Origin of the sequence: Leisingera aquimarina DSM 24565, from assembly GCF_000473165.1 — a bacterium.
Taxonomy (GTDB): Bacteria; Pseudomonadota; Alphaproteobacteria; order Rhodobacterales; family Rhodobacteraceae; genus Leisingera; species Leisingera aquimarina.
In genome coordinates, this window is the sequence record NZ_KI421504.1 from 1,500,077 (window position 1) to 1,527,073 (window position 26,997).

23 protein-coding genes, 1 tRNA gene and 1 pseudogene are annotated in these 26,997 nt (G+C 62.4%); 12 read left to right on the forward strand and 13 right to left on the reverse strand.

Annotated elements, in window-relative coordinates:
• Positions 1-80: 80 nt before the first annotated feature.
• Positions 81-2,555 carry a GcvT family protein gene (locus AQUI_RS0111495; protein ID WP_035919927.1) on the forward strand — a complete coding sequence of 825 codons (2,475 nt, stop codon included), beginning with the start codon at positions 81-83 and terminating at the stop codon, positions 2,553-2,555.
• A 22-nt stretch (positions 2,556-2,577) separates the two neighbouring features.
• A complete protein-coding gene (locus AQUI_RS27685; protein ID WP_051371878.1) occupies positions 2,578-3,561 on the forward strand; it encodes a GlxA family transcriptional regulator in 984 nt (327 codons plus the stop codon).
• A gap of 75 nt (positions 3,562-3,636) precedes the next feature.
• On the opposite strand, the pseudogene AQUI_RS29900 reads toward AQUI_RS27685, so the two are convergent.
• The 5 genes and pseudogenes from AQUI_RS29900 to paaZ all read right to left on the reverse strand — a co-directional run bounded on the left by AQUI_RS29900 (position 3,637) and on the right by paaZ (position 9,183).
• Positions 3,637-4,483 (reverse strand): annotated as a pseudogene (locus AQUI_RS29900) (IS5 family transposase).
• Positions 4,484-4,656: 173 nt separating this feature from the next.
• Entirely contained in the window at positions 4,657-5,655 is a 999-nt protein-coding gene (locus AQUI_RS30690) for a calcium-binding protein (protein ID WP_051371879.1), read from the reverse strand.
• A 343-nt stretch (positions 5,656-5,998) separates the two neighbouring features.
• A tRNA-Met gene (locus tag AQUI_RS0111515) sits at positions 5,999-6,075 on the reverse strand.
• Between the two features lie 192 nt (positions 6,076-6,267).
• Positions 6,268-7,068 carry a PaaX family transcriptional regulator C-terminal domain-containing protein gene (locus AQUI_RS0111520; protein ID WP_035920291.1) on the reverse strand — a complete coding sequence of 267 codons (801 nt, stop codon included), beginning with the start codon at positions 7,066-7,068 and terminating at the stop codon, positions 6,268-6,270.
• 84 nt (positions 7,069-7,152) lie between these two features.
• Positions 7,153-9,183: a phenylacetic acid degradation bifunctional protein PaaZ gene (gene paaZ / locus AQUI_RS0111525; protein WP_027257654.1), complete on the reverse strand. Its 2,031-nt coding sequence runs from the start codon at positions 9,181-9,183 to the stop codon at positions 7,153-7,155.
• A 126-nt stretch (positions 9,184-9,309) separates the two neighbouring features.
• Between paaZ and paaG the strand changes: the two genes are divergently transcribed.
• From paaG to AQUI_RS0111550, 5 genes are all read left to right on the forward strand, one after another.
• Positions 9,310-10,095: a 2-(1,2-epoxy-1,2-dihydrophenyl)acetyl-CoA isomerase PaaG gene (gene paaG, locus AQUI_RS0111530; protein ID WP_027257655.1), complete on the forward strand. Its 786-nt coding sequence runs from the start codon at positions 9,310-9,312 to the stop codon at positions 10,093-10,095.
• A 2-nt stretch (positions 10,096-10,097) separates the two neighbouring features.
• A complete protein-coding gene (gene paaI, locus AQUI_RS0111535) occupies positions 10,098-10,523 on the forward strand; it encodes a hydroxyphenylacetyl-CoA thioesterase PaaI (RefSeq protein ID WP_027257656.1) in 426 nt (141 codons plus the stop codon).
• A 15-nt stretch (positions 10,524-10,538) separates the two neighbouring features.
• A complete protein-coding gene (gene paaK / locus AQUI_RS0111540) occupies positions 10,539-11,849 on the forward strand; it encodes a phenylacetate--CoA ligase PaaK (RefSeq protein ID WP_027257657.1) in 1,311 nt (436 codons plus the stop codon).
• A 15-nt stretch (positions 11,850-11,864) separates the two neighbouring features.
• Positions 11,865-12,461, forward strand: a complete 597-nt coding sequence (locus tag AQUI_RS0111545; RefSeq protein WP_027257658.1) for a TetR/AcrR family transcriptional regulator — start codon at positions 11,865-11,867, stop codon at positions 12,459-12,461.
• 103 nt (positions 12,462-12,564) lie between these two features.
• Positions 12,565-12,780: a hypothetical protein gene (locus AQUI_RS0111550; RefSeq protein ID WP_027257659.1), complete on the forward strand. Its 216-nt coding sequence runs from the start codon at positions 12,565-12,567 to the stop codon at positions 12,778-12,780.
• 61 nt (positions 12,781-12,841) lie between these two features.
• On the opposite strand, the gene trpS is transcribed toward AQUI_RS0111550, so the two are convergent.
• Positions 12,842-13,870 carry a tryptophan--tRNA ligase gene (gene trpS / locus AQUI_RS0111555; RefSeq protein WP_027257660.1) on the reverse strand — a complete coding sequence of 343 codons (1,029 nt, stop codon included), beginning with the start codon at positions 13,868-13,870 and terminating at the stop codon, positions 12,842-12,844.
• 101 nt (positions 13,871-13,971) lie between these two features.
• Between trpS and AQUI_RS0111560 the strand changes: the two genes are divergently transcribed.
• On the forward strand, positions 13,972-14,658 hold the full coding sequence (locus AQUI_RS0111560; protein ID WP_027257661.1) for a rhomboid family intramembrane serine protease: 687 nt from the start codon (positions 13,972-13,974) through the stop codon (positions 14,656-14,658).
• Positions 14,659-14,782: 124 nt separating this feature from the next.
• Here AQUI_RS0111560 and murJ read toward each other — a convergent pair whose 3' ends face one another.
• Genes murJ through AQUI_RS0111575 form a run of 3 tightly spaced genes read right to left on the reverse strand, consistent with a single transcriptional unit; the run spans position 14,783 to position 20,296 of the window.
• Entirely contained in the window at positions 14,783-16,333 is a 1,551-nt protein-coding gene (gene murJ, locus AQUI_RS0111565) for a murein biosynthesis integral membrane protein MurJ (protein WP_027257662.1), read from the reverse strand.
• Positions 16,330-19,170 (reverse strand): [protein-PII] uridylyltransferase, encoded by a 2,841-nt coding sequence (locus tag AQUI_RS0111570; protein ID WP_027257663.1) that lies wholly within the window; start codon positions 19,168-19,170, stop codon positions 16,330-16,332. Before AQUI_RS0111570 ends, murJ begins: the two co-directional genes overlap by 4 nt.
• Positions 19,130-20,296 (reverse strand): penicillin-binding protein activator, encoded by a 1,167-nt coding sequence (locus AQUI_RS0111575; RefSeq protein ID WP_027257664.1) that lies wholly within the window; start codon positions 20,294-20,296, stop codon positions 19,130-19,132. Before AQUI_RS0111575 ends, AQUI_RS0111570 begins: the two co-directional genes overlap by 41 nt.
• Before the next feature lie 88 nt (positions 20,297-20,384).
• On the opposite strand from AQUI_RS0111575, the gene rsmI reads away from it, so the two are divergent.
• The 4 genes from rsmI to AQUI_RS0111595 all read left to right on the forward strand — a co-directional run bounded on the left by rsmI (position 20,385) and on the right by AQUI_RS0111595 (position 23,535).
• A complete protein-coding gene (gene rsmI, locus AQUI_RS0111580) occupies positions 20,385-21,242 on the forward strand; it encodes a 16S rRNA (cytidine(1402)-2'-O)-methyltransferase (RefSeq protein ID WP_027257665.1) in 858 nt (285 codons plus the stop codon).
• Between the two features lie 3 nt (positions 21,243-21,245).
• Positions 21,246-21,620 (forward strand): YraN family protein, encoded by a 375-nt coding sequence (locus tag AQUI_RS0111585; RefSeq protein ID WP_027257666.1) that lies wholly within the window; start codon positions 21,246-21,248, stop codon positions 21,618-21,620.
• A gap of 71 nt (positions 21,621-21,691) precedes the next feature.
• Positions 21,692-22,627 (forward strand): glutathione synthase, encoded by a 936-nt coding sequence (gshB, locus tag AQUI_RS0111590; protein ID WP_027257667.1) that lies wholly within the window; start codon positions 21,692-21,694, stop codon positions 22,625-22,627.
• Positions 22,627-23,535 carry an alpha/beta hydrolase fold domain-containing protein gene (locus AQUI_RS0111595; protein ID WP_027257668.1) on the forward strand — a complete coding sequence of 303 codons (909 nt, stop codon included), beginning with the start codon at positions 22,627-22,629 and terminating at the stop codon, positions 23,533-23,535. The genes gshB and AQUI_RS0111595 overlap by 1 nt, the downstream gene beginning before the upstream one ends.
• Here the strand turns inward: AQUI_RS0111595 and AQUI_RS0111600 are convergent.
• From AQUI_RS0111600 to cobU, 4 genes are all read right to left on the reverse strand, one after another.
• Positions 23,524-25,032: a YifB family Mg chelatase-like AAA ATPase gene (locus tag AQUI_RS0111600; RefSeq protein WP_027257669.1), complete on the reverse strand. Its 1,509-nt coding sequence runs from the start codon at positions 25,030-25,032 to the stop codon at positions 23,524-23,526. The genes AQUI_RS0111595 and AQUI_RS0111600 overlap by 12 nt on opposite strands.
• A 113-nt stretch (positions 25,033-25,145) precedes the next feature.
• Positions 25,146-25,829: a glutathione S-transferase gene (locus AQUI_RS0111605; RefSeq protein WP_027257670.1), complete on the reverse strand. Its 684-nt coding sequence runs from the start codon at positions 25,827-25,829 to the stop codon at positions 25,146-25,148.
• 58 nt (positions 25,830-25,887) lie between these two features.
• Positions 25,888-26,469, reverse strand: coding sequence for a histidine phosphatase family protein (locus AQUI_RS0111610; protein WP_027257671.1), 582 nt, complete (start codon positions 26,467-26,469; stop codon positions 25,888-25,890).
• Positions 26,466-26,984, reverse strand: coding sequence for a bifunctional adenosylcobinamide kinase/adenosylcobinamide-phosphate guanylyltransferase (cobU, locus tag AQUI_RS0111615; RefSeq protein ID WP_027257672.1), 519 nt, complete (start codon positions 26,982-26,984; stop codon positions 26,466-26,468). The genes AQUI_RS0111610 and cobU overlap by 4 nt, the downstream gene beginning before the upstream one ends.
• Positions 26,985-26,997 lie beyond the last annotated feature (13 nt).

A 26,997-nucleotide genomic window follows, 5' to 3' on the forward strand; every position in this document is an offset into this window, starting at 1 on the left:
CCCCGTATACCCCCTGTGCACCCCCTAGGTGCCATTTGCCGCAATTCCCGCGCTTTGCCGCAGACCTGAGGACAAAACCCATGTCAGACAATTTTGCCCAATCGACGCTCAACATCCACAAGGAGGAGAGCACCGGCGACAAGAAACTGCCGAGCCACGCCAAGGCGGTGATCATCGGCGGCGGTGTGGTTGGCTGCTCGATCTTGTTCCACCTGGCCAAGTTCGGCTGGAAGGACGTGGTGCTGCTGGAACGTGACGAGCTGACCTCCGGCTCCTCCTGGCACGCGGCGGGGCAGATCCATACCATCAGCTCTGATCCGAACATCTCGCGGCTGCAGTCCTACACTATCGACCTGTACAAGGAGATTGAGGAACTGTCGGGCCATTCCGTCGGCCTGCACATCACCGGCGGGTTTTACCTGGCGTCGAACAAGACTTGGTACGACTACCTGAAACGCGAACGGTCCAAGGCGCGGTATATGGGCCTGAACCAGGAATTCATCAGCCCCAGGGAAGTGGCTGAACGCCACCCGCTGATTGATCCGAAACATTACCATGCCGCCCTGTGGGATGATCAGGATGGCGATCTGGATCCCTCGGGTGCGACCTATGCTTTTGCCAAGGCGGCGAAGGTGCATGGCGCAAAGTATTTCACCCATACGCCGGTGACCGGCACCACCCAGCGCGCTGATGGCAGCTGGGACGTGACAACGCCAAATGGCGTGATCAATGCCGAGCATATCGTGAACTGCGGCGGCCTGTGGGCGCGGGAAGTCGGCCACATGCAGGGCGTCAACCTGCCGGTGCAGCCGATGGAGCACCACTATCTGATCACCGACAAGATCGACGCGGTGGCGAACCACCCGACCCGCCTGCCGGCCGGGATCGATTACGAGGCCAACATCTATTTCCGGCAGGAGCGCCAGGGGATGCTGCTGGGCACCTATGAACCCAAAGGCACGCCGTGGAAGGTGGATGGCACGCCGTGGGATTTCGGGCATGAGCTGTTGCAGCCCGATCTGGACCGGATTGCCGACCGTCTGGAGATGTCGTTTGAGCGCATCCCCGCGATTGGCGAGGCGGGCATCAAGGACATGATCAACGGTCCCTTCACCTTCGGCCCCGACGGCAACCCGATGATCGGCCCGGTGCCGGGCATGAAGAACTACTGGTGCGCCGTGGGGGTGATGGCTGGTTTCTGCCAGGGCGGCGGCGTGGGCCTGACCATGGCCGAGTGGATGATCGACGGCGAGCCGTCCATCGACGTCTGGGCGATGGACGTGGCGCGGTTCGGCGATTTTGCGACCCCCGATTGGGGCACCGTGAAGTCGACCGAGAATTACGAGCGCCGGTTTGTGATGACCTTCCCGAATGAGACCTTGCCGAAGGGGCGGATGCAGAAGACCACGGCGCTCTATGACCGGCTGGTCGCCAAGGGTGCGCGGATGGGGCAGGGCTTTGGCCTGGAAAGCGCGCTGTGGTTTGCGGATGGACCTGAGGACGCGCATGAGGAGCCGACGTTTGAGCGCAACCGCAGCCATGAGTATGTGGCACGCGAGGTGAAGGCGGTGCGCGAGGCGGTGGGCGGCATCGAGGTTGCCAACTTTGCCAAGCATGAGTTCAAGGGCGCGGGCGCGCGGGAATATCTGGATCACGTGCTGGCAGGCTATGTGCCGCAACCGGGCCGCCTGACCCTGACGCCGATGCTGACGCCCAAGGGTAAGCTCTATGGCGATCTGACCGTGGCCTGTCTCGGGGAGGAGCATTTCATGCTGTTCGGCTCCGGTGCCATGCAGGAGGCGCATCGCCGCTGGTTTGAAAAGGATCTGCCTGCCGATGTGACCTATCAGAATGTCTCGGACGACTGGCATGGCATCGCGCTGTCGGGTCCGAAATCGCGCGAGCTGCTGCAGCGGATCACCCGCGAGGATGTCTCGGGCGAGGCGTTCAAGTTCCGCGATCTGCGCCAGACATTTGTGGGCGGCGTGCCGGTGATCCTGAACCGGATCAGTTTCTCGGGCGAGCTGGGCTATGAGCTTTACTGCAAACCGCAGTACCTGCTGCGCCTGGCGGAAGCGGTCGAGGAGGCCGGTGCTGATCTCGGCTACCGCTGGTACGGGGCGCGAGCGCTGATGTCGATGCGGCTGGAGAAGGGCTGGGGTGTCTGGACGCTGGATTTCCGCCCCGATTTCGATGCGGCGGAGAGCGGCATGGATGTCTTCATCAACTGGAAGAAGGACTTTGTTGGCAAGGAGGCCGCACTGGCGGCCAAGGAAGCCGGGCCGAGCCGCAAGCTGGTCACCATGACCATCGGCGTGGACGGCATTGATGTGTCCAATGACGAAGCGATCCTCAAAGACGGTGAAGCGGTGGGCTACATCTCTTCCGGCGGCTATGCGCATCACGCAAAGGCCTCGATGGCGATGGGCTATGTCTCGGCGGAACACGCCGCGGCGGGCACCAGGCTGCAGGTCGAGATCCTGGGCGAGATGTATGACGCCGAGGTGCTGGGCGCGCCGGTCTATGACGCCAACGGCGCCAACATGCGCGCCTGACCGGATCAGGGGAACGGATATCATGACCAGCCCCATTCGGACGTTCCCCGAAGCGGCTGAGGCCGAGTCGGCCTGCCGCTGTATCTTCCTGCTGCTGCCCACCTTCTCGCCGCTGGATCTGTCCAGCGCGGTGGCGGCGCTGGAGGCGGCCAACAAACACGACGGGACCGCGCGCTATCACTGGCGCGTGGTCAGCGAAGACGGCTTGTCCGTCACCGCGCCGAACGGGCTTGGCGTGGCGGTAGACGGCGGCCTGCCGGGCCTGCTGCGCGGCGATATGATTTTTGTTTGCGGTGGCCAGGGGCAGGAGCCGGGGGTATCGCTCAAGGTTCTGGGCTGGCTGCGAAAAGCGCAGCGCATGGGGGCGGCCCTTGGAGCGTTGGGTGGCGGTGTGCTGGCGCTGGCGCGCTCCGGGCTGCTAACGGGGCGCCAGGTCTCGGCCCATTGGGCGCTGCGGGCCGTTCTTGCCGAGGCGCATCCGGATGTGGAGGTGAAGAATTCGCTGTTCACCATGGACGGTAAACTGATCACCTGCGCCGGCGGCACTGCCACCATCGACATGATGCTGAACCTGATCTCGGATCATCACGGGGCTGCCGTCGCAACAGGAGCGGCGGATCTGATGGTCTGTTCCTCGGCGCGCAAGGGGAATCAGGATCAGACGGTTTCCGAATATGGCCGGACTGGCGTTCGGCATGAAAAACTCGCCGCTGCGCTCAGCCTGATGCGGAGCAACCTGGAGGAGCCGCTGACGCCTGGCGGCATCTCAGACCTGGTTGGCCTGTCAGTGCGCCAGCTGGAGCGGCTCTTCTCGAAATACCTGCAAACCACACCTAAGGTCTATTACACCAAACTGCGGCTGGATTATGCCCGCAGCCTGCTGTTGCAGACCAACATGCGGATCATCGATGTGGCATTGGCCGCGGGGTTCAACAGCCAGACCCATTTCGCCAAGGTCTACCGCCGCTATTTCGGCAAGTCGCCGCATCAGGAACGGCCATTCTGAACGCTCCTGATGCCCCAGACCGGCTTTGTTGCACAAATCGGGTGGCGGGCGGACTTCCCCTTTGCCCTGAAGGACTTACCCGATAGCCTCTGTTGCGGGTATGCCAAGAGCGGTGTAGCGGTTGAGCACGGCGATACGGGTTTGGATTTCCGCGGCCTGCCTGTCGAAGTCTCGCGCCGAGAGGCGCTGCCCCAGCAGTTTCACGCAATGCATCCTTTCGTCGGGAAAATGATCCCCCCGATCATTTTCTGACCCTCCTCAAATCTCGGCGCGGCTTCGGCGGTGATTTCCGCTCCACCGCCTCCAAAGGACGCGACGCAGATATCGCGAAGCGTTTACGGCCTCGTTTCGGGCAATGGCTCCTGGGCTTGTTGGCTTCCATGGCTTGGCGTTCTTGCGGGGCGGGATGACGGCGTGAGCGCCACGCGACGCAATCGCATCATGGCATTTACAGGTGTCATACGCCCCGCCCGTTGCCCGGCAGCACATGCACCGCATTGCGATAGGGGGCTTACGGGCGTTCCACTCGCCTTCGCCCTCTGACTTGATGCCAGTGCTATCGATGAGGAGATTCAGCGGGCCTTTGCTGCCACGAAATGGGAGGCTCACGTTTGGGGTCTTTTGCCTCCGGCATAAGGTGCTGAAATCCGGCACGGCCCAGTCCAGTCCAACCAGCCGCAGCAGGCTTTCAACGAACCCGGTTCGTCTGCCGAAGCGGCATCCCGAACAACACCTTCAAGGTCAGACAGGCCTGGATCGCCGCATCGCTGAATTGCGGGTGCCGGCCGCGTTTGCCAGCCGGTCGAGGTGTCCAGATCATCTCAGGATCAAACCAGATCGACAGCGATCCACGCTGCCTCAAGCTGTCATTGCAAGACGGCCAGTTCGTGGTCTTATACTTCGTAGGGGCCCAGCTGCTCATGCGCTCCAGCTATCACGCTGGATTCACAACATGAATCCCCTCAGTTCATTTGTGCAACAAAGCAGTCTGGATCTGTTGAGTGTCGTTCATGGTGCGCCCAAACAAATTGAACTCGCGGCTTGGCGCCGCGAGTTCAGTGTTTTCTAATGCCGAGAAGCGGAGGGCATCAGGAGTTAGAAAATGAAATCGCCTTGGTCCAAATCGGAAATTTCGATTCCGTTCAAACGCATTGCATCGCCATCATCGTCTGTGATCACAACGCCTTTCGAGCCTTGGCGGACGTGGTTGGAGATGAGATCGTCGAAATCGCTGATGCCGCTGGCTTTGCGTAAGTCCACTTGATCTCTGCCGCCGAAATCCACCACTAGGTCAAACCCTGATGAGAAGATAAAGTCATCGGCACCGCTGTTTCCAATCAGCTTGTCGTTGCCTGTGCCGCCATTCAGTTTGTCGTTGCCGCCGCCGCCTTTCAGCAGGTCTTTGCCGCTGCCGCCGAAGAGTTTGTCGCGTCCGCCTCCTCCTTTCAGGACGTCCCTGCCGGCCCCGCCGGTCAATTTGTCGCCACCGCCTTCACCGGAAATGGTATCATTCCCGGAACCACCTTCGGCCCTATCTCTCCCAGCGCCTGCGTTGATAATGTCAGCGTCAGCAGTGCCCATGATGACATCGTGGCCGTCTGTCCCGGTGATAACTTCGTCCTCTGGTTCGTCGATCACCAGCTCGTCATTTTCAAACAACGAGTTTAGAAACGCTGTGTCGTCCGCAGTCGAGGCACTGGTCCAGGCGGCATAGAAATCTGCGGCCGATACACCTTCTATGTCGACAGCGCCAACCAGTACCTCTTCAAACACGTTCATGAAGACAATCACCTCGATGCTTCCAGACGTCGGCAGACCTTCAGAGTCAAACTCCATATTGCTTCCCAGCAGCACAAGCTTGCGATTCCAGCCGCTGTTGCTGACCAGTCCGTCCCCAGCAGAGTAAGCGTCGTAGTAGTTGAAAACGACGCCCTCCCAATAAGCTGTCCCGTCAACGGTCATCACTGGGTCATCGGAGCCGGGTGGGACAGCGCCTCCAAGTTTGCTCACCAGGTTTTCTTTGACAAAGTTGAAAGTCCCGTTTTGAAGTTCTGTCTGGAGGGTCTCATCGGGGAGGGTTGAGATGTCGCGCATCAATAAATTCCGTTTAGTAATCATGCATTTGGGCTAAGTGCCGCCTGCACACGTTTAGCGTGCGGTTTGACGCCTGCGTGAGTATGGAAAACCATGCCTTGTCGATCTTTGATTGGTGTAAGTGATTAATACAATATGACTTTTGCTCCTGTCGCCACGCAGATGGAGGTCATGTCCATCTTTCAAAGGAGTTGAGAAACTGTTGCGTGTCTATGGAGATCAATTCGGAGGGCAATTACAATGCCTCTGCCGGCAGGGTGCAGTCCCACTGCAGTCCCGGTGGATAAACCGCGGGGAGGATTTTGACCACTGAACTCAGTAGCCTGATTTATAAGGGGAAGGGTGGTAGCGGAGGAGGGACTTGAACCCCCGACACGCGGATTATGATTCCGCTGCTCTAACCAACTGAGCTACTCCGCCGCTCTGTGTGGACGCGATTTACGGAATGCGGCTCGCCGGGTCAAGCAGAAAAGGGGGAGAATAACGGATTCTTCGGACATTTTTCAAACCACGTGAAAAAGCGCCGTAACTTCAAACATTTGCGCGTTCTTTTTTGTCCGGGGAACCCTTCACAACCACTGTCGCGGGAGCGAGGGCTGCCGGCAGCACGGTTTATTCGGACAGGCTGTCGAACTCTGCCAGATCCGGGCGGGGCAGTTTGTCCAGCAGGGCAAACACCAGCGTGCGGCAGGTCTCGCCGGTCCAGTTTTCAGGATGGAAGCCGGAGGGCAAATCCGGGTGGCGCAGAACGACGCGGCGCCAGCGGTGTACGATTAAGGTGCGCAGAGTGCCGGTTTGAGCCGGAGTCAGCCGGGTTGGCGGCGGAGCAATTTGTTCCAGATCCTGCTGCAATTCCTGACAGGCTTCACATAGTTGCAGGGGAAACAGACGTTTCTTCAGCCAGCTTGGAACGGCGATGCTGCTGACCTTTGCGGCCAATATGTCATCCAGATTGTGCGGTATCGGCCCATGTCCCAGGGTAGTAGTGCGGTTCACGGCCACGTAGTTGGGTAGCAGTAGAGCCTCGTCCAGGGTGGCTTGGCCGGTGCCATCCTCGGCGATGAGCACATGCCAGTCGCCAGGCGCTGCGGCGCTGCGGCCATATATCCGGGGTGTCACTGCGGCGGATTGGTTGCGGCCGTATTCGGTCAGATAGTGGATAGATGCACGGCCTGCGCGGGCGCTTTCGATCCAGCCATCCTTACGCAGCCGGTGCAGCGCCACCCGGATTGCTTCGGGCTTGATCCCCATCGGAGTGATGATGCGGGTCAGGGCGCTGCCGCTGATTTGGGCGCCTTTGTCCTGGGCCAGATCGCCGAACAGCGACACGATTACCGACCAGACCCGCTGGTTCTGCGGGTCGTTCAGCTGCTGGACGGTGGTGTCAAACCAGGGGTTTTGCTGTTCGTTCATGGGGATAAACATAGTGCGCCCGGACCGGTTAGACCAGTCCGGGCGCACGGCAGCGTTACCGCTGCCTACCACTTTTGCACAGGTTCAGAAGGCGTTCATCGTCAGCAGCTCATACTCTGCTGCAATCTCGTCGTCCTGATTGGTGAGGTTGACGTGCCAGCGGACCTCGCCGTATTCCTCGTTGCGCGGTGTTTTCTTCTTAACGGTCAGGCGGACCTTGATGCTTTCGCCTGCGGAAATGGGCTTCATGAAGCGTAAGGAGTCGAGGCCGGTGTTAGCCAGAACCGGGCCTTCGTCCGGTTGCACGAACATGCCCGCAGCAAAGGACAGCAGCAGGTAGCCATGCGCCACGCGGCCTGGGAAGAACGGGTTCCGCTTGGCAGCCTCGTCGTCCATGTGGGCATAGAAGGTGTCGCCGGTGAAATGGGCGAAGGTCTCGATATCTTCCAGCGTGACGGTGCGCGGCGCCGTATGGAGCGTCTCGCCGATGGACAATTCGCCGAACTTGCGGGTGAAGGGATGGGCCGGGCCCTTGATCTCACTACCGCCGGGGACCCATTTCTCGCCGATGGCCGACAGGATGTCGGGCGAGCCCTGGATTGCGGTGCGCTGCATGTAGTGTTTGACGCCGCGCACGCCGCCCATTTCCTCGCCGCCGCCGGCGCGGCCGGGGCCGCCATGCACCATGTGGGGCAGGGGGGAGCCGTGGCCGGTCGATTCCTTCATAGAGTCGCGGTTATTGAAATAGAGCCGCCCGTGATAGGCGCCGGCGCCGATGGCGACCTCGCGGGCGACGGCAGGGTCATGGGTGATGACCGAGGCCACCAGTGAACCCTGGCCGCGGTTGGCGAGGTCAATCGCATGGCCCAGGTCGCGGTAGCCCATGATGGTGGAGACAGGGCCAAAGGCCTCGGTGTCGTGCACGCGGCTCGCCTTGTCCGGGTCGGCGCAATGGAACAGCATCGGCGGCACGAAGGCGCCTTTTTCGGCGTCGGCGCCCTCCACGTTGAAGCTGTCGGGGTTGCCAAAGACACGTTCGGCTTCCTGGCCGATGACCTTGGCCTTTTCCAGCACGTCGCGTTTCTGGCTGTTGGAGACCAGCGCACCCATGCGGGTGGTTTCCAGGCGCGGGTCGCCGATTTTGGTTTTCGCCAGCCGGCCCGACAGCGCTTCGATCACCGCGTCCACTTGCGCTTGCGGTGCGATGATGCGGCGGATGGCGGTGCATTTCTGGCCTGCCTTGGTGGTCATCTCGCGGCTGACCTCCTTGACGAACAGGTCGAATTCCGGCGTGCCGGGGGCCGCGTCGGGACCAAGGATCGAGGCGTTGAGGCTGTCCTGTTCGGCGACGAAACGGATCGAGTTTTCAAGGACCACCGGGTTTGCGCGCAGCTTTAGCGCGGTATTGGCAGAGCCGGTGAAGCTGACCACGTCCTGCATCGTCAGGTGGTCCAGCATGTCGCCCAAGCCGCCGGAAACCAGCTGCAGCGCGCCTTCGGGCAGGATGCCTGAACCGAGCATCAACTTGACCGCCAGTTCGGTCACGTAGCAGCTGTTGGTGGCGGGCTTCACGATGGCCGGTACACCGGCCAGCAGGGTCGGGGCCAGTTTTTCGAGCATGCCCCAGACCGGGAAGTTGAAGGCGTTGATATGCACCGCAACGCCGCGCAGCGGGGTGCAGATGTGCTGGCCCAGAAAGGTGCCGTTGCGGCTGAGCTGCTCAACCTCGCCGTCCAAGTAGACATGCCCGTCCGGCATTTCGCGGCGGCCCTTGGAGGCAAAGACAAACATGGTGCCGATGCCGCCGTCGATGTCGATCATGTGATCGCTTTGGGTGGCGCCGGTGTCAAAGCTGAGATCGTAGAGCGCCTGCTTGTGCTGGTTCAGGTGGCCCGCCAGCGCCTTCAGCATCCGGGCGCGGTCGTGGAAGGTCAGCCGGCGCAGGTTTGCGCCGCCCGCAGTGCGGGCATGGTCCAGCATTGCCTGCACGTCGAGCGCGTCATTGCCCGCTGTGGCCATGACCTCGCCGGTGATGGCGCTGGCGATGTTGCGCGCACCTGCACCCGGTGCGACCCATTGACCCGCTGCAAAGCTGGAAATCTCAAGAAGGCTCATCATGCTGTCCTTTTCGTCAGGCCGGCGGGGGCCGGCTGGCTGGAATCCGATGCTGAGATATATTGACCGTCCGGTCGGTTTATGCAAGGAGTTTGTCAAATGCGCCGCTGACAGGATGAGGGAGCGATGAGCGATACAATTCTGGTGGAGGATCACGGGACCTGGGTGGAGATCACTCTGAACCGCCCGGACCGGCTGAACAGTTTCAACGAAGACATGCACAACGCCTTGCGTTCCGCATTGGAGGCGGCGCGTGATGGCGGTGCCCGTGCGGTGCTGCTGACCGGGGCAGGCCGAGGCTTTTGCGCCGGCCAGGATCTGGGCGACCGCGATCCGCGCAAGATGGACGGCCCGCCGGATCTGAGCCAGACCGTGCGCACTTTCTATGCACCGTTGGTGCGGCTGATCCGTGACCTGAACTTCCCGGTGATCTGCGCTGTGAACGGTGTGGCGGCCGGGGCCGGGGCCAATCTGGCACTGGCCTGCGATGTGGTGCTGGCGGGTGAGAGCGCCAAGTTCATCCAGTCGTTCTCGAAGGTCGGCCTGATCCCGGACACCGGCGGCAGCTGGCATCTGCCGCGGCTCATGGGCGAAGCACGGGCCAAGGGGCTGGCGCTGACCGCCGAGCCGCTGCCTGCAAAGAAGGCCGAGGAGTGGGGCCTGATCTGGAAGGCGCTGCCGGATGACGCGCTGATGGCAGAGGCGCGCACGATGGCAGAGAAATTTGCAAACGGACCAACCTTGGGCCTGGGTCTGACCAAGCAGTGCATCCAGGCGGCGGCGGTCAACACGCTGTCGGAGCAGCTGGAGATTGAGGCGGACGCGATGAAGACTTGCGGCGAGAGCGCGGATTATGCCGAGGGCGTTGCCAGCTTCCTGGACAAGCGCGCGCCTGCGTTCAAAGGCAAATGATCATGACACCCAAGGAACGTGCAGAAAAATCCGCTGCCGCCATGTGGGCGGAAGATCATGCGTCCAAGTGGGCGGGGATGGAGATCACCCATATGGACGAGGGCGAGGCCGCGCTGGAGCTGACCATCGCCCAGCACCATTGCAACGGCCACGGTATCTGCCACGGCGGCGTCACGTTTATGCTGGCCGACAGCGCCTTTGCCTTTGCCTGCAACAGCCGCAACCAGGCGACCGTGGCGCAGCACAATGTGATCAGTTTCACCGCGCCGGGCCGTCTGGGCGACAGGCTGATTGCCAAGGCCCGCGAGATTTCCCTGACCGGGCGCAGCGGCATTTATGATGTGGCGGTGACCAATCAGGACGGCCGCCAGATTGCCGAATTCCGGGGCTTTTCCCGGGCGGTCAAAGGCCAGTTGTTTGACGAATAAGGCGTGGAGGATGCCATGAAAGACCTGACCCCCAACAAGGCTGATCTGGATCCGATTGAGATCGCCTCGATCGACGAAATCCGCGCCCTGCAGCTGGAGCGGCTGAAGTGGTCGCTGCGGCATGCTTATGACAACGTGCCGATGTACAAGCAGCGGTTCGATGAGGCGGGCGTGCACCCGGACGACCTGCAGCAGCTGTCGGATCTGGCGAAATTCCCCTTCACCTACAAGAATGACCTGCGCGACAATTACCCCTTTGGTCTGTTCGCGGTGCCGCGTGAGCAGATCATGCGCCTGCATGCGTCCTCCGGCACCACCGGCAAGCCGACCGTGGTGGGCTACACCGCAAATGACATCAGCAATTGGGCCGATCTGGTGGCGCGGTCTTTGCGCGCGGCTGGTTTGCGCAAGGGCGACATGGTGCATAACGCCTATGGCTACGGGCTGTTCACCGGGGGCTTGGGTGCCCATTACGGGATTGAACGGCTGGGCGCCACAGTCGTTCCGATGTCGGGCGGGCAGACCGAGAAACAGGTGGGGCTGATCACTGATTTCCAGCCCGATGGTATCATGGTGACGCCGTCCTATATGCTCAACATTCTGGAGCAGTATCATAAGGTTGGCATGGATCCGCGGGAAAGCTCGCTGAAGGTTGGTGTCTTTGGCGCCGAACCCTGGACCGATGCGATGCGCCGCGAGGTCGAAGAGGCCTTTGACATGCACGCGGTCGATATTTACGGCCTGTCCGAGATCATGGGGCCGGGTGTCGCCAATGAATGCGTCGAGACCAAGGACGGTCCGGTCATCTGGGAGGATCACTTCCTGCCGGAAATCATTGACCCGGTGACGGGTGAGGTGATGCCGGACGGCGAAATGGGGGAGCTGGTGTTCACCACGCTGACCAAGGAAGGCTTGCCAATGGTCCGCTACCGCACCCGCGACCTGACACGGTTGCTGCCGGGCACCGCGCGCACGATGCGGCGGATGGAGAAGATCACCGGGCGCAGCGACGATATGATCATCCTGCGCGGCGTCAATGTCTTTCCCAGCCAGGTGGAGGAACAGCTGATGGCCACTGGCGGGCTGGCGCCGCATTACCAGATCGAGCTGTATAAATCCGGCCGGATGGATGCGATGCGGGTCTATGTTGAGGCCAATCCGGATGCCACGGATGAGCTGAGCAAGACCGCCGCGGCGCGGATGCTGACCAAGCGGATCAAGGATATGGTTGGCGTTTCCACCGAGATCATTGTAGGCGACCCGGGGTCCGTTGAGCGCAGCCAAGGCAAGGCCAAGCGCGTCGTTGACAACCGTGGCAAGTCCTGAACGGGGGAGTGAGTTTTGGCCCGCACCATCGCAAAAGACCATGATCAGAAACGCACGCTGATCCTGAAATCCGCAGCCAAAGTGTTTGCGGAGGCAGGCTATGACCGGGCGTCGATGACCCAGCTGGCGCGCGAATGCGGGATCTCCAAGGCGAATATCTACCACTACTATGACAGCAAGGACGCCGTGCTGTTCGGCCTTCTTGATACCTATCTTTGCGAGTTGCGCGACCGGGTCTGCGGGGTGGAGCTGGAGGGCTGCGGCCCCGAGGACCGGCTGCGCCGCATCGTGTCGGAAATCATGCTGGCCTATCAGGGGGCCGACCATGAGCATCAGGTGCAGATCAGCGCCATGGGCGCGCTGCCTGAAGACCAGCAAAAGCTGCTGCGCGCCTATCAGCGTGAAATGGTGCAGTTTGTGAGTGATGCGCTGGCGGCGGTGGCGCCCGAAGTGTTTGAGGGCGCAACGGCCAAGCTGCGCGGCGCGACCATGTCGGTCTTTGGTATGCTGAACTGGTATTACATGTGGAATTCCGGCGCAGGCCCGAAGGCACGCGACGACTATGCGCGGCTGGCGGCGGATCTGGTTCTGAATGGAATCAAAGGGCTTTGAGGAGCCTCAAGTCCGGCACGAAAACTTGAACTGACAACGCAGCAGAGTTTCTTTGGTGTTTGCGCCTGCCTGCGCTAGGCTTGCGGCTCCATAGGAGGGCGGCATGGCAAACTCTGAGAGTTTCGAAAAGTTCTATTACAAGAAGGTCGGGCTGGGCGAAGGCTGCGGCTGCGCGGAGCGGGTGATCGACAACCACGAATTCGACCGTCAATCGGGCCGGCCGCAGCTCAAATCCTTTGGCGGCAGATTTTCACTGCGGTCTTTTGCGCTGAAATACGGGCTGATTTCCCGTCGGCAACCCGCACCAGACGCAGAATAGAGAACACGGCTGTGGTTTGCGTCAGCAAGCCTGATTGGCCCGCTGACGCAGCGTGGGGTGTTTACAGCTGGACCGGCGGCACCATGCCGACAATCTCATAGGTTTTGCGCAGGATTGGTGCGGTGATTTCACGCGCGCGCTCGGACCCGCGTGTCAGGATACGGTCGATCTCGTCCTGCTCGCCCATCAGCCGCGCCATCTCGGTTGAGATCGGCGCCAGCTTCGACACCGCCAGATCCGCCAGCATCGGCTTGAACTCGGAGAACTGCTTGCCGCCGACATCGGCCAGCACCTGATCGACGCTTTGTTCGTTCAGCGCCGCATAGATGTTCACCAGATTGCGCGCCTCGGGGCGCTCTTCCAGGCCTTTCGCCTCGGAGGGCAGCCCTTCGGGATCGGTTTTGGCCTTGCGGATCTTCTTGGCGATGGTGTCGGCGTCATCCGTCATGTTGATGCGGCTGGCATCGGAGGGGTCCGACTTCGACATTTTCTTGGAGCCGTCGCGAAAGCTCATCACGCGGGTGGCTGCGCCCTCAATCACCGGTTCGGTCATTGGGAAGAAATCGACACCATAGTCGTGGTTGAACTTGGCAGCGATGTCGCGGGTCAGTTCCAGATGCTGTTTCTGATCCTCGCCCACCGGCACATGGGTGGCGTGGTAGGTCAGAATGTCCGCTGCCATCAGCGCCGGATAGGCAAACAGGCCAAGGGACGCGTTCTGTGCGTTCTTGCCGGCCTTGTCCTTGAACTGGGTCATCCGCTGCATCCAGCCCATGCGGGCGACGCAGTTAAAAATCCAGGCCAGCTGCGCGTGTTCGGGCACCTGGGACTGGTTGATCAGGATGGATTTCTCCGGGTCCAGGCCGGCGGCGATGAAGCCTGCGCACAGCTCGCGGGTGGATTTCATCAGGTCCTTGGGATCCTGCCAGACGGTGATCGCATGCAGGTCCACCATGCAATAGATGGACTCCACATCCTTGGCCTGCCAGTCGACGAACCGCTTCAGGGCACCAAGGTAATTGCCCAGGTGCAGGTTGCCGGAGGGCTGAATCCCCGAAAAGACGCGCGGGGTGAATGTGGTTTCGCTCATCTAGGCGTAACTCCCGTCTGGAAATAGCAACCCCGGTGGCTTACCCATGGGGCTTGGATAGGTCAACAGGTGCGGAGGGTTCTGCACTGCAAGGAGACACAATGAGCAGCCCGCATAACACCGCACCCGTAAACCCGCTGCCTGCAGCCGTGGTTGCGATAGTGCTGATCATCATCGGGATTGAGGCGGTGTTCTCGCTTGGCGCCCGCGGAATCCTGGGCGGGCCGGGGGCGATCGGCTGGCGGCTGGAGGCAATCCAGTCCTATGCGTTTTCCAGCGAGATCTTCTGGTGGATGCAGGACAGCGGCCGCTGGCTGCCGGAGCATCTGCTGCGCTTTGTGTCGTATCCCTTTGTGCATGGCGCCTTTACCCACGCGCTGTTTGTCTGCGTCTTTGTGCTGGCGATGGGCAAGATGGTGGGCGAGGTGATGGGCGACCTGGCGATGGTGATCATCTTTGTGTTGTCCGGTGCCGGCGGCGCGCTGGGCTATGCGCTGCTGGTCAGCGGCGGCCAGCCTTTGATCGGCGGCTTTCCGGCGGTTTACGGGCTGATCGGGGCGTTTACCTTCCTGTTGTGGCGCTCGCTGGCCTCGGTCGGGGCGCAGCAGAGCCGGGCGTTTTCGCTGATCGCCTTCTTGATGGGTGCGCAGCTGCTGTTCGGGCTGTTGTTTGGCGGCCAGAAGGACTGGGTCGCGGATCTGGCAGGCTTTGCCACCGGGTTTGGGCTGTCGTTCTTCCTGGCGCCGGGCGGCTGGGCGCGGATCCGCAACCGCATCCGCCACGATTGAGAGCGGGGCGCTCCCGCCCGCGGCCTATGCCCCAATGAGGCATTTCCAGCCGTTGGGCCGGGCCGCGCTGATGCGCGGAGGCTATGTCGCCCTTGACCCGAGACCAGCCTGAAGGGGCGCGGGGTCAGGCCTGTTTCCGGCGGCTGAGGGCAGTGCGGAACTCTGACAGACGGAAGGCGCCAAGCGCTTGGCCTGCGGCGAAGTAGACCACGCCGCCCAGCACCACCAGCCCTAACAGGGACAGGTAGCGCCAGTAGTCCAGCATAAACAGCCAGCCCGCGGATACGGCTACAGCATAGAGCACCGCCCCCATCACAGCAGAGGCTGCCAGGATGCGCCAGGCGCGGGTGCGGAAGCGGGTGTCGAACCGGGCCTCCTCGCCCATTCTGCGGGTGCCGATCGCCAGCAGCCCCACCATTGCCCAGCCAGCGGCCGAGGCGGCAATGGCGGGGGCGATCCAGCCCAGTATAGGCTTCAAGCCGAATGCCAGCGCGGCGTTCACGGCCATGGCAACCAGCGCGTAGCGGAACGGCGTTTTGGTGTCCTCCCGCGCGAAGTAGAGCGGCTGCAGTACTTTTTGCAGCATGAAGGCCGGCAGGCCTGCGCCATAGATGGCGACGGCGATGGCGATGGCGGCCACATCCTCAGGTCCGGTGGCGCCGCGCTCGTAGAGGACCGAGACCAGAGGCACGGGCACGGTGATGAAGGCGATGGCGGAGGGCACGGCCAGCAGCAGCGAGAATTCTCCCGCGCGCGACAGGGCGTCTTGCGAACCAGCGCTGTCTCCGGAGCGCAGGCGGCGGGACAGGGCAGGGAGCAGTACGATGCCGACCGCGATGCCGACAACACCCAGCGGCAGCTGGTACAGCCGGTCGGCAATGAACAGCCAGCTGGCCGCTTTTTCGATGTCCGACGCCACATATTGCCCGACCACCAGATTGATCTGGGTGACCCCCATGGCCAGCGCCGCCGGCACGGCAACGCTCATCAGGCTGCGCATCTCGGTGTTCCAGCGGGGCAGGCCGGGGCGCAGGACAATGCCTGCACGGGCGGCGGCAACCCAGACCAGCGCCAGCTGGGCCACACCTGCAACCGGAATGGTCCAGACCAGCCAAATCACAACCTCTCCGCCCAGCAGGGCACCGGCAGCCATGGCTGCACAGGCAAATATGTTGAGGAGAACCGGTGCGGCGGCAGCGGCGGCAAAGCGCCCTGTGGCGTTCAGAACCCCGGAAAACAATGCCGCCAGAGACATGAACAGGATGTAGGGAAAGACGATGTAGCCGTATCCCACTGCCATATCAAACCGGGCATCGCCGACAAACCCGCCCGCCGTCAGCCAGACCAGCCCGGGCATGACCACCATGCCGAGCCCAACCAGTGCCAGTACTGCTGCGGCAAGCAGGTTGAAGGCCTGCTGGGCGTAAGACTGCGCGTCCTCGCCGGCCTCGTAGCGTTTGGAGAAAGCCGGCACAAAGGCGGCGTTAAAGGCACCTTCGGCGAAGAAGCGGCGGAACATGTTAGGCAGGCGGAAGGCCACGATAAAGGCATCCAGCACCGGGCCGGGGCCGATGAAGGCGGCGATCAGGATCTCGCGTGCAAAGCCCAGTACACGGCTTGCCAGCGTCCAGAACCCGACGGTCAGGAAGCCCGAAAGCAGTTTGATCGGTTTCATGTATCCGCCCGTTTTGCGCCAGCAGCAATTGCCTCGCGCAGTTTCTTTTCCAGCGTCCGCTGTTTGGACTCTGCATAGTATTTCAGGCCGAACATGTCTTTGACATAAAAGGCATCGACCACCTGTTCGCCATAGGTCGCGATCACCGCGTTGGCGATATAGACATTGGCGGCTGCCAGTGCCCGGGCCAGATCATAGAGCAGGCCGGGACGGTCGCGGGTGTCGACCTCGATGATGGTGTAGATTTCCGAGCCGTCGTTATCGAAGGTGATATGGGTCGGCACCTTGAAGGCGCGCTCGCGTTTCTTGATCTTGTCGCGGGATTTCAGCGCGTCGCGGGTGATCACTTCGCCTTTGAGGGTCTTTTCGATCATCTGCTTGAGCCGGTGCAGGCGGATCGGATCGAAAGGATGGCCTTCGCTGTCCTGGATCCAGAAGGCGTCGGTCACGTAACCGTCCTTGGTGGTGTAGGAGCGCGCGTCCACCACATTGGCGCCGACCAGCGCCAGAGCGCCGGCGATGCGGGCAAAGATGCCGGGGTGGTCTTCCATCACGAAACAGGCGCGGGTCGCGTCGCGGTCCACGTCCGGATAAAGCCGGATCATCACCTCGCCCGCGTCGCCTTTGGCGGTGTAGTCGCGCAGCATCTCGGCGAAATCCACATGCGCGGTGACGTGCAACCCGTGCCAGTACGGCGGATAATGCCGGGCGGTTTCGGTTTTGAGTTCGGCTTTGGACCAATCCGGCAGCGCTTCGCGCAGGGCCTTTTTGGCCGAGGCGCCGCGGTGCTCGCGGTTCAGCGCCTCCATGCCGCCTTCCAATGCGGCGCGGGTCTGGCCGTAGAGCGCGCGCAGCAGGGCGGCTTTCCAATTGTTCCAGGTGTTCGGGCCGACGCCGCGGATGTCACAGACGGTCAGCAGCAGCAGCAGATCCAGCCGTTTGACCGTTTGCACCGCCTTGGCGAAATCGCGCACCGTGCGCGGGTCGGCAATGTCGCGTTTCTGCGCCATGTCCGACATCAGCAGGTGATAGCGCACCAGCCATTCCACGGTCTCGCATTCGGAGGGTTTCAATCCCAGCCGCGGCGCCACCTTGCGGGCGATCTGCGCACCCAGGATCGAATGGTCCTGCACCCGGCCCTTGCCGATGTCATGCAGCAGCATCGCCACCATTAGCACCTTGCGGTTCAGCCCCTTGCGCAGGATCGACGAGGACAACGGCAACTCGTCCTCCAGCTCGCCGCGTTCAATCGCAGCAAAGTTGGCGATCACTTGGATGGTGTGTTCGTCCACCGTGTAGGAGTGATACATGTTGAACTGCATCATCGCCACGATGGGTTCGAATTCGGGCAGGAAGGCGGACAGCACGCCAAGTTCGTTCATCCGCCGCAGCGCCCGTTCGGAATTGCCGTGTTTCAGCAAGAGGTCCAGAAAGATGCGCCGGGCTTCCTTGTCGTTGCGCATGCCGTCATCTATCAGACGCAGATTGGCGGTGACCAGCCGCATGGCATCCGGATGGATCAGCATGCCGGTGCGCAGGGCTTCCTCGAAAATCCGCAGCAGGTTCACCCGGTCGGCCAGAAAGGCTTCGGGATCCAGCATGTCCAGCCGGTTATGCACCACCTTGTAGCCGGGTTTAATCCGCGGGCGCCGACGGAAGATGCGCTCCAGCAGCGGCGCGCCTTTTTGCTGGCTGGCCTCCAGTTTGGTCAAGAAGATCCGGGTCAGGTCGCCGACCCGCGTTGCATGGCGGAAATACTCCTGCATGAAGATTTCCACCCCGCGGCGGCCGGCCTTGTCCTGGTATCCCATGCGGCTGGCCACTTCGACCTGCAGGTCGAAAGTCAGCTGCTCGGTGGCACGGCCGGTGGCCAGATGCAGATGCGAGCGCACTGCCCAGAGGAAAGTTGCGGCTTTGGCGAACCGCTCCATCTCCGCGGGGCGGAACAGGCCCAGCGGCACCAGATCTTCAACGTCCTGCACCTGGTAAAGATACTTGGCGATCCAGAAAAGAGATTGCAGGTCGCGCAAGCCCCCTTTGCCCTCTTTCACGTTGGGCTCGACCATATAGCGCTGGCCCTGCTTCAGGTGGCGGGCGTCGCGCTCGGCCAGTTTTGCCTCGATGAAGTCAGGCGCGTCCTGCGAGAACAGCTCTGCCTTCAGCCGCTTTTCCAGTTCCTTTGCCAGCGGCGCGTGGCCCGCCAGGAACCGGTGCTCCAGCATTGCGGTGCGGATGGTGTAATCTTCGCCGCCCAGCCGGATGCAATCTTTGATGGTGCGGCTGGAATGGCCGACCTTCAACCGCAGATCCCACAGGATATAGAGCATGGATTCAATCACGCTCTCCGCCCAGGCAGTGATCTTGTAGGGTGTCAGAAACAGCAGGTCGACGTCTGACGCGGGGGCCATTTCACCCCGGCCATAGCCTCCGACCGCGATCACCGCGATACGCTCGCCCCGGGTCGGGTTGGCCAAAGGATGCAGCAATTCGCCCGCCACATAAAGCGCCGTGGTCACCAGGCCGTCGGTTAGAAATGTGTAGGAGCGTGTCAAATTCCGCGCGGCAAAGGGGGCCGCGGCAAAGGCCGCGGCAATCGCCGCGCGCCCAGCCTTGTTTGCCGCCTTCAGGATCTTGACGGTTTCCCCGCGCAGGGCCGCGGGGGCGTTGTCTTCCGCCAGGGCCTTGATCTGGGCCCGGACCGCGGCGGCATCAAAGATGTCCGCAGGATCACAGATCAGCGGTCCCAGCGGTTCGGGAAAGCCGTTGGCCGCGTGTTGCGCGGCGCTGGCAGCGGGTTCAGAATCCGGCGCCGGTGAAGCTGCTTGGGGCAGGGTCAATGATCACGACCTTCTGTTCTTGGATGGTGGCAACCGCCAGGCCGCGCTCGTTGGTGCCATCAGACAGCAGGCGGAAGATGCCGCCCGCACCCTGAAAACCAGCGCCTTGGGTCAGCGCCGCGCCAGTCAGGGCGTCCGATTTGCCAGCAGCCACGAGCGCACCGATTGCGGCAATCCCGTCATAGGCCAAGCTGCCGATCGAATGCGGCGATCCGCCATAGCTCGCCTGGTAGCGGGCGCTGAACTGCTGCACCTTGCCCTGGTCGGGCATCGCAAACCAGCCGCCCTGTACGCCGGGCAGGGCCAGGGTCTGGGCCGGAATATCCCAGCGGGTCAGGCCGATGTACTGCTTTTCTGCCGGATCCACACCGGCTTCGGGCAGCAGCTGAGCCAGCAGCGGCAAGGCGCCGGCGGTGGTCGAGGTCAGGAACACCGCATCCGCCTGGCGCGATTCATTGCGGATTGCGGGAATGGCGTTGATCACGCCCTGCTGCGACAGCTCATAGCCGACGCTGCCTGCGATATTGGCACCGGTCTGGCTGGCCGCGCGCTGAATGGCAGTGCGCCCGGCAACTCCGGCAGCATCGTTGCCGCCGACAATCAGAATGTTCCGTTTGCCATTGCGGGCTGCAAAACTGGTCAGCCTGCGCGCAGTATTGTCAAAGGTCGGACCCAGGATAAAGACGTTGCCGCCGGCAATCGCTGTGTTGTTGGAGAAGGCCAGCACGTTCACGCCGCGTTGGCGCGCTGCGATGCCTGCGGCATTGGCGGCTTCGGCATAGACCGGGCCCAGGATGACGCGGGCGCCGTCTTTCAGAGCTTGCTGCGCCGCACCGGAAGCCACATCGGGGCTGCCTGCTGTGTCGTAGACCCGCAGATCGATTTGCACGCCTTGCAGGTCGGCAATCGCCATGCGGGCGGCGTTCTCCAGGCTTTGCGCCAGCACGCTGTCGCCCTGCTGCGCCGAGCCGCGCGGCACCAGCAGCGCCACCGGCACAGGTTTGGACGTGTTGATTGTCGGGCCGGTGCCAAGAGAAACCGGGTCACAGGCGGTCAGGGCAATGGCGGAAAGTGCCGCGGCGGCTGTCAGTGCCGCCTTGCGGGCGCGTTTGAAAACAGCAAACATAATGGACTTGAAACTCCGTTCTCCCGGCGCCGCTGCGCCGTGTGGGTTTAAGGGCGGATCATAAACGACCAAAAAGGCGGGTCCAGCGTTGAATCACCAGAATGTCATATTGGCCCCAGGGCTTTACTTTGTTGCCACGCCCATTGGGACGGCCCGCGACATTACCCTGCGTGCGCTGGATGTGCTGGCCTCGGCGGATGTGCTTGCCGCTGAGGATACACGCTCGCTGCGCAAGCTGATGGAGATTCACGGCGTGCCTTTGGGCGGGCGGCGGATCATCGCTTATCATGATCACAGCGGAGCCGGTGCGCGTGCCAAACTGCTTGAGGCGGTGGCAGAGGGGAAATCGGTTGCCTATGCCTCCGAGGCCGGGATGCCGCTGATTGCTGACCCCGGTTTCGACCTCAGCCGGGCGGCGGCAGAGGCAGGTCATACGGTCACTTGCGCGCCTGGCGCCTCGGCGGCGGCCACGGCGCTGACGCTGGCTGGACTGCCCACGGATGCGTTCTTCTTTGCCGGTTTTTTGCCCAATGCCTCCGGCGCCCGGCGCAAGCGGCTGGAGGAGTTGCGCGAAATCCCCGGCACGCTGATTTTCTATGAATCGCCGAAACGCGTTGCAGCCTCCGTTGCCGATATGGCCGCGGTGCTGGGCAACCGTCCCGCTGCAATGTGCCGGGAGCTGACCAAAAAATTCGAAGAAGTCCGCCGCGCGCCGCTGGCTGATCTGGCTGCGGCGCTGGAGGAACACCCGGTCAAGGGAGAGATTGTGCTGCTGGTGGACCGGGCGCAGGAGACTGAAGTCAGTGAAGGGGATCTGGAAAGCGACCTGCAGGCAGCGCTAAAGGATAATTCGGTCAAGGATGCCGCCGGGATCGTGGCTGAGATGCACGGGCTGCCGCGCCGCAAGATCTATCAGCTGGCGCTGCAGATGGCCAAGGGCAGCTGAGCCTTGACCCGCGCCCGCCAGCATCGCGGTTCCCGCGCCCATCTTGCCGGGGAGGCGGCAGAGGAGATTGTTGCACGCCATTATGAAAACCACGGCTACACTGTGGCCGCGCGCCGCTGGCGCGGGCTGGGCGGCGAGATCGACCTGATTCTGCGCGGTCCGGAAGAGCTGGTGTTTGTCGAAGTGAAGCAGAGTTCCAGCAGCAATGCCGCTGCCTTGCGGATTACACCCCGGCAGGTGGAGCGCATCTATGCCAGCGCCGGGCAATTCCTGGAGACCGAACCGCAGGGCCAGCTGACGCCGGTGCGCTTTGATGCGGCTTTGGTGGACGGTACTGGCGCGGTGGAGGTCATCGAAAACGCCTTTGGTTTGGATTGAACTGCGCCTGACCCATTGAACCCCAGGCAGCGCTGGGCCATGTATTTGGCCAGTTTACAAGGGATACTGCCATGAAAATCGCCTTTCAGATGGATCCGGTCATGGGCGTGGACATCAACGCGGACAGCAGCTTCCGCCTGGCCGAGGAAGCCCAGGCGCGGGGGCATGAGCTGTTCTACTACGCCCCCGACCAGCTGGCCTATCAGGAGGGCCGCATCACTGCCCGCGGTCACGACATGACCGTGCAGCGGGTGGCGGATGCTCCGGCGGTTCTCGGACCGGAACGCGAGGCGGATCTGGCTGATTTCGACGTGGTCTGGCTGCGCCAGGACCCGCCGTTTGACATGCACTACATCACCTCGACCCATCTGCTGGACATGCTTAAGGGCCAGGCGCTGGTGGTGAATGATCCGTTCTGGGTGCGCAATTACCCGGAAAAGCTGCTGGTTCTGACCTTCCCGGATCTGACCCCGCCCACAACCATCGCCCGCGACCTGCAGACCATCAAGGCGTTCAAGGCAAAGCATGGCGATGTGATTCTGAAGCCGCTCTATGGCAACGGCGGCGCCGGCGTGTTCCGGCTGGATGCCAACGACCGCAACCTCACCTCGCTGCATGAGCTGTTCACCGGCTTCAGCCGCGAGCCGCTGATTGTGCAGAAGTTTCTGCCGGACGTCAGCAACGGTGACAAACGGGTGATCCTGGTCGACGGCGAGCCGGTCGGCGCCATCAACCGGGTGCCTGCTGCGGGTGAAACCCGTTCCAACATGCATGTGGGCGGCCGCCCTGAGAAAATCGGGTTGAGCGAGCGCGACCTGGAAATCTGTGCCGCCATCGGCCCGCTTTTGCGCGAAAAGGGCCAGATCTTTGTAGGCATCGACGTGATCGGCGACTACCTGACCGAGATCAACGTGACCTCGCCGACCGGCATTCAGGAGCTGGAGCGGTTTGACGGGGTGAATGTAGCCGAAAAAGTCTGGCAGGCGATCGAAGCCAAGGTCAGTTGATGAGCTGGCAGCGCCGGGCCATTAACGCATGGATGCGCTATGGTATGAAACCGGCGCTGCAGCGCACCAGCAGCCCCGATTTGGCGCGGCGGGTGTTTGAGCTGATGGCGCCGCGGCTTTACCCTGCAGTGCCCTTCACCCGGCTGCTGCCGCGGCCCGCACCGGTGCCGCTGAACCTGATTTCAGTGGGCCGGACGCACCGCAGGCAGATCATTCTGTTCCTGCATGGCGGCGCCTATCTGGCAGGCAGCGCCCGTGCCTATCAGGGGATGCTGTCCCGTCTGTCTCTGGCTGCCGGGATGGAAATTGCGGTGCCAGATTACCGGCTGCTGCAGGATGCGCCTTTCCCGGCTGCGTTCGAAGATACCCTGGCAGCCTGGCAGCATCTGCGCCGGTCGGGGTTTGCCGCTGCCGATATCCTGCTTGCCGGCGACAGTGCCGGCGGCGGGCTGGCGCTGGCCTTGCTCGCCGCTCTTCTGGGGGAAGGGGAACGCCCGGCCGGCCTTGTGGCCTTTTCCCCCTGGTGCGATCTGACGCTGAGCGGGGTGAGCATTCAGGCCAACCGCTCCAAGGATGTGATCATCCCGGCAGGGCGGATGAAAGAAGCCGTTGATCAGTATTTGGCAGGTGCGGATCCTTCGGATGCTCGCGCCTCTCCGTTGTTCGCTGACTTCCCTAACCCGCCGCCGGTGCTGGTACAGGCCGGAGACACCGAGGTATTGCTGTCAGATGCGCAGCGTATGGTGCAGCGCCTGGAGCAGGCAGGTGGCGCAGTGCGGCTCAGCCTTTGGCGCGATGTGCCGCACGTCTGGCAATTTATGGCAGGCCATCTGCCCGAAGGGCAGGCTGCATTGGACGAAGCTGCTGCCTTTGCGGTTTCCGCCTTCGACGGCGGCTCAGCGGGTTGAGGGCAGCCTGAAGCTCAGCGCCTCGGCGAAATGCTGGCGTTGCACCCGGTCTTCGCAGGCCAGATCGGCAATGGTGCGTGCAACGCGCAGAACCCGGTGGTAGCCGCGGGCGCTGAGGCCAAACCGTTCGGCGGCACGCAGCAAAAGATCACGGCTTTCGGCATCCGGCATTGCCATGTCTTCCAGCACAGCGCCTTCGGCATCTGCGTTTTGGCGCAGGCCGGGATGGTTCCGGAACCGTTCTGTCTGTGTTTCCCGGGCAACTGCGATTCGTTGCGCCACCTGTGCCGAGCCTTCGGCACAGGGTGGCAATTCCAGGTCGGACACATTCACCGGCGGTACGTCCAGATGCAAATCGAACCGGTCCAGCAGCGGGCCGGAAATACGCCCCAGATAATCCGCACCGCACATTGGTGCCCGCGAACAGGCCTGGTTGGCATCAGCCAGATATCCGCATTTGCAGGGATTGGCAGCGGCGATCAGCATAAAACGGCTGGGGTATTTCACATGGGCATTCGCACGTGCCACCATCACCTCTCCGGATTCAAGCGGCTGGCGCAGGGTTTCCAGAACCGGGCGGCCGAATTCCGGCAGCTCATCAAGAAACAGCACGCCATTGTGGGCCAGGCTGATCTCCCCCGGCTGCGCCCGCCGCCCGCCGCCGGCAATCGCCGCCATGGAGGCAGTGTGATGCGGTTCGCGGAAAGGGCGGGCCCGGCTGATCCCGCCCGCATCGATCAGCCCGCATAAGGAGTGGATCATTGACGTTTCCAATGCCTCGGCAGGCGACAGCGGCGGCAGGATCGATGGCAGCCGCGCCGCCAGCATCGATTTGCCGGATCCGGGCGGGCCGATCATCAGCATGTGGTGGCGCCCGGCGGCGGCGATCTCCAGCGCTCTCTTGGCTTGCTCCTGGCCTTTGACGTCGCGCAGGTCCTTGCCGCCAAGCCCGCTGAGGGCTTCACCCGGCGCGGACGGTTCAATGCGCCGCTGGCCGGTGAAATGCTGGACCACACCGGTCAGCGTGGCCGCACCGATAACCTGTGCTGCATCGACCCAAGCGGCCTCAGATCCGGAGGGTTCCGGGCAGAGCAGCATGCGCCCTTCCTCTGCCGCGGTAACGGCTGCGGGCAGGGCGCCCGCGACAGGCATCAGCTGGCCGTCCAGCGACAGTTCACCCAGGGCTATGGTTTCTTCGGCCTTTTCCGCTGGGATAATGCCGATCGCTGCCAGCAAGGCCAGCGCAATCGGCAGGTCGAAATGGCTGCCTTCCTTGGGCAGATCCGCGGGTGACAGGTTGATGGTGATCCGGCGCGAGGGCAGGGCGATCGACATCGCCGCAAAGGCCGCCCGCACCCGTTCGCGGGCTTCGGAGACGGCTTTGTCCGGCAATCCGACCACCGAGAACGCCGGCAGGCCGGGGGCGACGGCGCATTGCACCTCGACCAGCCGGGCCTCAACCCCTTGAAAGGCAACTGTGTACGACCGTGCCGTCATTTCTCCCCGCCCCTTCTGGTTCAGGGGAAATGCTTGGTGATCGTGGTTTCCGAAGTATTAACGCCAGCGGTGCCGCCCGGTGAATTCACGCAGAATTCGCGCTTGCCGCCGGTTCAGTCCAGTGACCAGGGCCGCCGCGGCAGATCCCGCGCATAAGGTTCCGGGTCATAGCTGACCTCATGCGCCTGCTCTTGCCAGCACAGTACAGCCGGGTCGGACAGCAGCAGCTTGCAATAGGCGCGCGTGGCGGCAGAAACCAGCAGCCCGTAACCGATGATGCGTGCGGCAACCGGGGTATAGAACGCATCCGCCAGCGAATACTCTCCGAACAGACAGCCCGCTGACTGGCCGGACACCTGGCGCGCATGGGCAAACAGCGTTTCGACCCGGTCCAGATCCGCCTGAACTGCGCTGGACGTCTCAAACCCTTCGTAGATATGTGCCAGCTGCATCGGGCATTCGCTGCGCAGCGCGCTAAAGCCCGCAACCATTTCTGCCGCCAGCCAGCGTGCAGCGGCACGCTGTGCCGGGTCCGCGGGCCAAAGCCCGGCGTCCGGGTTTTGTTCGGCCAGCGTCTCGGCTATCGCCAAGCTTTCGCCAACGACCGTGCCCTCAGGCGTGCGCAGGGCGGGCACCAGCCGTGCCGGGGCCAGATGCGCCATTTCCGCGGCCATGGTTCCTGAAAACAGCCCCACCATATGCACAGTATGGGGCAAAGAGAATTTTTCGAGCATGAGCCAGCCGCGCAATGACCAGCTGGAGAACATGCGGTCGCCGATATAAATTTCATAAGCCATGCGCAAAGGCTAGCGCGGTGTGTTTTATCGTGAAATGGAATGTTTGTGATGGCATCCGTCACGGCAGATGATTGATAACCCCCGCCCGCCAGCCTTCGGAGCCGAACGCGATTTCACTGACCGACAGATTGTCGATGCGATGGGCAAAGGCTTCTTCTGCGGTCAGCATCTCCGCCCGCTGAATCTGGGTCAGGATTTGACCGAAATGCCCTGCAACAACCAAATCGCGGCCCTGATTCGCAATGATCAGCCCATCAATTGCCGCGTTCACCCGGTTGCAGACCTGATTCCAGCTCTCGCCGCCCGGCGGTGTTACATCGCCGGGCGTCTCCCAATAGGCCCGGATCCGGTCCGGATCCTCGGCGTCCACCTCGGCCCAGGTTCTTAGCTCCCAGTCGCCGAAATGGATCTCGCGCAGCGCTTCAACATGGGGAAGCCGCTGACGGCTGCCTTGGATGGCGCTGGCGGTTTCCACTGCGCGGGAAAGATCGGACGAGACGATCAGCGCGTCCGCCGGCAAGTAATCCGACAGGCGTTTCAGCGCGGCGGTGTCAGACAGGTCCGCGGGCAGGTCTGACCAGCCAACCATGCATTTGGCGTGCGTTGGCCCGTGCCGCACCAGGAAGAGCCGGGTTGTCATAACGCCCCCTTCAGCACCAGCGGCAGCCCGGCGGTCACTTGCACAACAGTCTCTGCACGCGCTGCCAGTGCGATATTGAGCCGTCCCTGCGCTTCGCGGAAGCGGCGGGCCAGCTTGTTCTCAGGCACGATGCCAAGGCCGGTTTCGTTGGAAACGATCACCAGATCCGCGCGGCAGCGGTCGACGGCGGCCAGCAGGTCCCCTTGCGCAAGGTCCAGATCATGTTCCGCCAGCAGATGGTTGGTCAGCCACATGGTGGCACAGTCCATCAGGCAGATTTGCCCCGCAGTCAGCGCGTCCAGAACCCTGCCGGCCGTTTCCGGCTCCTCAACAGTTGTCCAGCCTTGCCCTCTTTGTTTGAGGTGGAGGGACACTTTTTCGCGCATTTCGCTGTCAAAAATTTGTGCAGTAGCCCAGTAAACTCTGTCTTTTTCAGCGTTTATGCAGAGCTGCTCGGCAAAGGCCGACTTCCCAGAGGCCGCCCCCCCTAGAATAAAAGTTACATTTGCAGGCATTTTTTGCTAACCT

Bases quoted from the DNA above. Each gene is read 5' to 3' on its own strand.
- paaZ (WP_027257654.1), bottom strand. From the start codon at position 9,183: ATGAGCCTTCTTGAGATTTCCAGCTTTGCAGCGGGTCAATGGGTCGCA.
- paaI (WP_027257656.1), top strand. From the start codon at position 10,098: ATGACACCCAAGGAACGTGCAGAAAAATCCGCTGCCGCCATGTGGGCG.
- AQUI_RS0111575 (WP_027257664.1), bottom strand. From the start codon at position 20,296: ATGTTTGCTGTTTTCAAACGCGCCCGCAAGGCGGCACTGACAGCCGCC.
- paaG (WP_027257655.1), top strand. From the start codon at position 9,310: ATGAGCGATACAATTCTGGTGGAGGATCACGGGACCTGGGTGGAGATC.
- AQUI_RS0111495 (WP_035919927.1), top strand. From the start codon at position 81: ATGTCAGACAATTTTGCCCAATCGACGCTCAACATCCACAAGGAGGAG.
- AQUI_RS0111595 (WP_027257668.1), top strand. From the start codon at position 22,627: ATGAGCTGGCAGCGCCGGGCCATTAACGCATGGATGCGCTATGGTATG.
- AQUI_RS0111600 (WP_027257669.1), bottom strand. From the start codon at position 25,032: ATGACGGCACGGTCGTACACAGTTGCCTTTCAAGGGGTTGAGGCCCGG.
- AQUI_RS0111610 (WP_027257671.1), bottom strand. From the start codon at position 26,469: ATGACAACCCGGCTCTTCCTGGTGCGGCACGGGCCAACGCACGCCAAA.
- gshB (WP_027257667.1), top strand. From the start codon at position 21,692: ATGAAAATCGCCTTTCAGATGGATCCGGTCATGGGCGTGGACATCAAC.
- AQUI_RS0111550 (WP_027257659.1), top strand. From the start codon at position 12,565: ATGGCAAACTCTGAGAGTTTCGAAAAGTTCTATTACAAGAAGGTCGGG.
- paaK (WP_027257657.1), top strand. From the start codon at position 10,539: ATGAAAGACCTGACCCCCAACAAGGCTGATCTGGATCCGATTGAGATC.
- AQUI_RS0111605 (WP_027257670.1), bottom strand. From the start codon at position 25,829: ATGGCTTATGAAATTTATATCGGCGACCGCATGTTCTCCAGCTGGTCA.
- AQUI_RS27685 (WP_051371878.1), top strand. From the start codon at position 2,578: ATGACCAGCCCCATTCGGACGTTCCCCGAAGCGGCTGAGGCCGAGTCG.
- AQUI_RS0111520 (WP_035920291.1), bottom strand. From the start codon at position 7,068: ATGAACGAACAGCAAAACCCCTGGTTTGACACCACCGTCCAGCAGCTG.
- AQUI_RS30690 (WP_051371879.1), bottom strand. From the start codon at position 5,655: ATGCGCGACATCTCAACCCTCCCCGATGAGACCCTCCAGACAGAACTT.
- murJ (WP_027257662.1), bottom strand. From the start codon at position 16,333: ATGAAACCGATCAAACTGCTTTCGGGCTTCCTGACCGTCGGGTTCTGG.
- trpS (WP_027257660.1), bottom strand. From the start codon at position 13,870: ATGAGCGAAACCACATTCACCCCGCGCGTCTTTTCGGGGATTCAGCCC.
- AQUI_RS0111560 (WP_027257661.1), top strand. From the start codon at position 13,972: ATGAGCAGCCCGCATAACACCGCACCCGTAAACCCGCTGCCTGCAGCC.
- cobU (WP_027257672.1), bottom strand. From the start codon at position 26,984: ATGCCTGCAAATGTAACTTTTATTCTAGGGGGGGCGGCCTCTGGGAAG.